Below are 4,622 nucleotides of genomic sequence, written 5' to 3' on the forward strand. Positions count from 1 at the left end.
TCAAGGTGCGAACACGTGCGTTCGCGCCTTGCCCGCATTCGCCCAAATGCCCTATGTCCGACAAGACCCCGGCCTGACGTAATGGTCAATCGAATCAAATCGAACGGGAGGACAAGGACATGGACTCATCCAGAATCGACCGGGCCAGAGGATGTCTCTTTGGCCAACTGGCTGGTGACGCTCTTGGCAGTCTGGTGGAATTCCAGCGACCAGAGCACATCGCTTGTCATTTTCCTGAAGGTGTACGGGATCTCGTGGACGGGGGAACATGGAGCACGATCGCCGGCCAACCCACGGACGACTCGGAGATGGCTCTGGTTTTGGCCAGATCCATGATTCGACATGGCGGCTATTTTTCTCAAAAGGCACTGGAGGCCTATCTTTGGTGGCTGGGTACGGATCCCTTTGATTGCGGTTCGACCATTGCTTCAGCCCTGTCCGGAATACCCAATCCCGAAAGCCAGGCCAACGGAGCCCTCATGCGGTCATGTCCTCTGGGCATCGCCGGGGCTGGCTTTGGGGGAAACATTCTGGCCGAATGGGCCGATGATGATGCGGCCCTGACCCATCCTCATCCTGTCTGCCGACAAGCCAATATCGTCTTTGTCCGGACTCTGGCCTTTGCCATCGATACGGGAAAAGGGACATCGGATGTCCTGTCTTATATCTTGGCCATCAGCCGGGTCATGGATCTGCACCCTTCACTGAACGAAACTCTGGAACAATCGATTTTCTATCCCCCGGCCGATTACATGCGTCACCAGGGATGGGTCCTGACGGCCCTTGGCAACGCCCTCTGGCAATTGGGACACGCCAAGAGCCTTGAAGACGCTCTGGTGGACACCGTTTCCCGGGGAGGGGACACGGACACCAATGCGGCCATCTGTGGAGCCCTCCTGGGAGCCGTTCACGGGCTTGAAGCTGTCCCTGAACGATGGGTCGAGACCATACTCTCCTGTCGACCTGAACCAGGCCTTGATCATGTCCACAGACCCAGACCCATGGAACTCTGGCCGGTGGACGCCATGGACCTGGCCGATTCGCTTCTGGCTCTTGGGGACGCAAGCAAAGAAGAACCCTGAAACCTGTAAATCTGGAATTGATTTTTCCGGCCCGAACCAATAGCCGGAATGAAAATGCGAGGAACGAAACATGGAACCTGAATTGACGGATGAGGAACGCAAAAAAGCTTTGGATTTGGCCAGCAAGTTGGCCGACGATTTCAATGCAGAAAGAAGCGAACGGTTCGCATCCAAGCACCGTGACAAGAAATGGTATGATGACTTCACGCTTCTTTTGAACATGATCAGGGACAGGGAGTTTAAGATCAATCCCGGGACCTGGGCCATTCTGGCCGGAGCCCTGGCCTATGTGGTCATGCCTGTGGATGTCATCCCCGACTTCATCCCTGGCCTCGGCTGGATCGATGACACTTTTGTCCTGGCCATGGTCATATCCACCATCGAAAGCGAACTTCGAGATTACAAGGCCTGGAGGAATCACAGTCAGGAGGAAAGATGACCAGAAGCGATTATGACCGGGCCATGTTCCGCCTGACGACCATCACTACCTACATGAACCTTGGTCGTCGTCTCAAAGTTCGGGATTTGGCCGAGGAATTCGGGGTCACCAAGCGGACCATTCAAAAAGATCTGAATCAGCGTCTGGCCCATCTGCCCATCATTCGAGATGACCGGGACGGCTCCTACCGGTTCCTCGATGGCTTCCGGCTTCGAGGAACACCCAATGCCGAGGAAACCACGGCCTTGGAGCTCATGATGGCCCTCATCGGCGAGATTCATCCCCATTACAAGGACCGGGCCGGGATCATGGTCGGGAACCGATGCGACCGGGGCTGCTTTCTCCTCCGCTTGGGATTTGAAAGTCTGGACGGCTATCTGGACATGGTCCACCTGCTTCGCCACGCCATTGGCCTCCGTCAGAGTCTGGTCTTCGAGTACACCAACAAGCACGGCCAGGCCGGAGAGTACGAGGTCGACCCATACCGAATCGCCAACTTCGGCGGCTATTGGTATCTCGTCGGTCTGGACCGCAAGGACGGCAAACTCAAGACCTGGCACCTGAAGTCAGTGGTCGGCATCCGGGTCTCTCCCGAGAATTACACCATAGACGAAAATATTGAGGCCGAGATCTCCGAGAAATACGGCGAACTCCATACGGCCTGGTTCAAAGACGGAACCAGGACAGTGGATCTGGCCGTGACCGGAGCCGCCGCCAGGTATCTCAGGCGAAATCCCGGTCCTTATCTCGAAATCATCGAAGACGATGGACAGAACATGATTTGCCGTCAGACGTACTTCCGGAAGGATGAAGTCATCTGCTTGGTCAAGCATTGGCTACCCGATGTGAGGGTATTGGATGAAGCGTTGCAGGGACAGGTAGATGGCATGCTTCAGGGATATTTTGATAATATTATCAAATAATTTCCTGAAATTTTGACTGCCTAATATGATCGTACAAGTACAAGAAGGGAATCTATTATGAATCGACAAGAGTCGTCTCAAGAAGGATTTATCCCGTTCAAGGGCTATAAGACCTGGTATCGCATTGTAGGCAACAATGAAGACCGGGGTAAGCTACCACTTCTATGCCTGCATGGTGGCCCAGGCGCAGCCCATGATTATTTGGAACCGCTTGAGGCGATGGCGACAACTGGACGCCAAGTGATTTTTTATGACCAATTAGGGTGTGGCAACTCTGACCAACCCAACGATCCGTCATTATGGACCATTTCGCTTTTTGTCGAGGAATTAGCCGCTGTCCGCCAAGCACTCGGACTTGAGCGTGTTCATATTCTTGGCCAGTCATGGGGTGGCATGCTCGGTATGGAGCATGCCTTGACGCAACCGTCGGGATTGGCAAGTTTGATTATTGCTGATTCACCGGCGAGTATGCCTCAATGGGTTGCAGAAGCAAATCGCCTGCGGATGGAATTGCCTTTTGATGTTCAAGAGATTTTGCTCAAACATGAGGCGGCAGGGACAACGGATGACCCTGCTTACCAAGAAGCGATGACGGTTTTCTACCACCGTCATGTCTGCCGTCTCGATCCCTGGCCAGATTGTTTGATTCGCTCGTTTAATAAGCTCTCCAAAAATCCTGAAGTGTACAATGTGATGAATGGCCCTAGTGAGTTCCATGTGATCGGCGTCATCAAAGACTGGGATATTGTCGATCGACTAGGAGAAATCCAGGTGCCATCACTGGTGATTTCTGGTCGATACGATGAAGCTACACCTGTAATAGCTGAAACCATCCATCGTGGAATATCTGAATCGGAATGGGTTTTGTTTGAAAATAGTTCACACATGCCACATCTTGAAGAAACGGATCTCTACTTGGAAGTGCTGACAAATTTCTTGAACCGCATCGAATTGAAGGCATGAATAATCACCACGGAAAATTAATAAACTTGTTATAACATATTGGCATTATAAATGATTATATATAAAATTATTGTTTTCAACCTTGGGTATCGTTTGTCCTTCTCTTCCCCGCATCATCCACACATCCCCAAAAGCTGTTTTCGAATTTCCTGCGCCGTTCCCCCAAGGTCCACGGTGGCGAATCGTATCTCATGGCCTTGAATTACCACGGCCTCGTCGATCATTTCGTCAACCGATGGATGCAGAAGTAGGCCTGAGGCGTGCTGGGCGAGCTGGCCGTCCGTGTCTTCCTGAGATCGAAGGTAGGCGTAGATTTGATAGAGGAAGCCGCTGCGAAGTGTTTCCGCTCGATACCATCCTGATGCGAGTATCTCGTTGAACTTGGTATCAATGACGATGCGCCGACCTTGGGCTGGATGGTCCAGGATGATGTCGGTCCGCATGGAGGGGAGAATCCGGGCCATGCCGGAGGTCTTGCTTTCGATGGGCCAGGAAAGAGTCTTTCCGGCCGTGACGTGCCAGCCGAGTCTGGAAAGGACTACATCGTAAAAACCGGCAACACCTTTTTCGTAGAGTCTGCGAATCCAGTGGATTTCCCGATCCGGAACGCAAAGCAGTTTGGAACCAAAGGTTTCGGTGGGCAGTGCCAAGTCAAAGGCCAGATGGGCGGCAACGACCATGGGCCGGTCATGGACGTCGTGGCGTCCGAATCGTTCGACGGAGACCTTTGAGCGGTCGGGTTTTTCCCCGGTCACGCCCATGAGTTGGAGACTGGCGGCCAAGGATCGGCATTGGCGGGCCAGTCCCGGCCGATGAACAATGGCCGAGAGTCTTTCAAGGGCGGCCCGGACGTAGCGATTGCGCGGAGTATCGACGGTCAGCTCCTCGAAGCGGCAGGCGACCCGGCCCTTATCGAGGAGGCGTCGACGCTCGGTGGCCAAATGGATGATTCGGCCGCGAACCCTGGAGCATTCGGCCTCCCTGGTGCGGTACCCGAAGGTCAGGTTGCGCTTCAGCCGCCGTTCGACCTGCCGGATGAGGATTTCGGCCACCAAGTCCGGTATGTCGTCGGGATTCTCCTCTACGAAAATCTTGTCCTCGTCGATCTGACGAAACAATTCCGACGCGTAGAGCATGAGCAGCCAAAGATTTCGGACCGGAATGCGGCCAATATGTCCGACTTCAGAGGGTGGACAGGTCATCGACAGCGTCGGC

At 53.7% G+C, this 4,622-nt stretch carries 5 protein-coding genes; 4 read left to right on the plus strand and 1 reads right to left on the minus strand.

Annotation, left to right across the window (positions count from 1 at the left end; all coding sequences use genetic code 11):
- Window positions 1-119: 119 nt before the first annotated feature.
- The 4 genes from EOM25_12500 to EOM25_12515 all read left to right on the plus strand — a co-directional run bounded on the left by EOM25_12500 (window position 120) and on the right by EOM25_12515 (window position 3,407).
- Entirely contained in the window at window positions 120-1,082 is a 963-nt protein-coding gene (locus EOM25_12500; GenBank protein ID NCC25993.1) for an ADP-ribosylglycohydrolase family protein, read from the plus strand.
- Window positions 1,083-1,152: 70 nt separating this feature from the next.
- Complete coding sequence (locus tag EOM25_12505) at window positions 1,153-1,521, plus strand: DUF1232 domain-containing protein (GenBank protein ID NCC25994.1); 369 nt, start codon at window positions 1,153-1,155, stop codon at window positions 1,519-1,521.
- Window positions 1,518-2,444: a WYL domain-containing protein gene (locus EOM25_12510; protein ID NCC25995.1), complete on the plus strand. Its 927-nt coding sequence runs from the start codon at window positions 1,518-1,520 to the stop codon at window positions 2,442-2,444. Before EOM25_12505 ends, EOM25_12510 begins: the two co-directional genes overlap by 4 nt.
- A gap of 57 nt (window positions 2,445-2,501) precedes the next feature.
- Window positions 2,502-3,407, plus strand: coding sequence for an alpha/beta fold hydrolase (locus tag EOM25_12515; protein NCC25996.1), 906 nt, complete (start codon window positions 2,502-2,504; stop codon window positions 3,405-3,407).
- Between the two features lie 113 nt (window positions 3,408-3,520).
- Here EOM25_12515 and mcrC read toward each other — a convergent pair whose 3' ends face one another.
- Complete coding sequence (gene mcrC, locus EOM25_12520) at window positions 3,521-4,609, minus strand: 5-methylcytosine-specific restriction endonuclease system specificity protein McrC (protein ID NCC25997.1); 1,089 nt, start codon at window positions 4,607-4,609, stop codon at window positions 3,521-3,523.
- Between the last annotated feature and the right edge of the window lie 13 nt (window positions 4,610-4,622).

This window comes from Deltaproteobacteria bacterium, from assembly GCA_009929795.1.
In the GTDB taxonomy this organism is placed as follows: Bacteria; Desulfobacterota; Desulfovibrionia; order Desulfovibrionales; family Desulfomicrobiaceae; genus RZZR01.

Coding starts and splice junctions, on each gene's coding strand:
- mcrC (NCC25997.1), bottom strand. CDS start 4,609: ATGACCTGTCCACCCTCTGAAGTCGGACATATTGGCCGCATTCCGGTC.
- EOM25_12505 (NCC25994.1), top strand. CDS start 1,153: ATGGAACCTGAATTGACGGATGAGGAACGCAAAAAAGCTTTGGATTTG.
- EOM25_12500 (NCC25993.1), top strand. CDS start 120: ATGGACTCATCCAGAATCGACCGGGCCAGAGGATGTCTCTTTGGCCAA.
- EOM25_12510 (NCC25995.1), top strand. CDS start 1,518: ATGACCAGAAGCGATTATGACCGGGCCATGTTCCGCCTGACGACCATC.
- EOM25_12515 (NCC25996.1), top strand. CDS start 2,502: ATGAATCGACAAGAGTCGTCTCAAGAAGGATTTATCCCGTTCAAGGGC.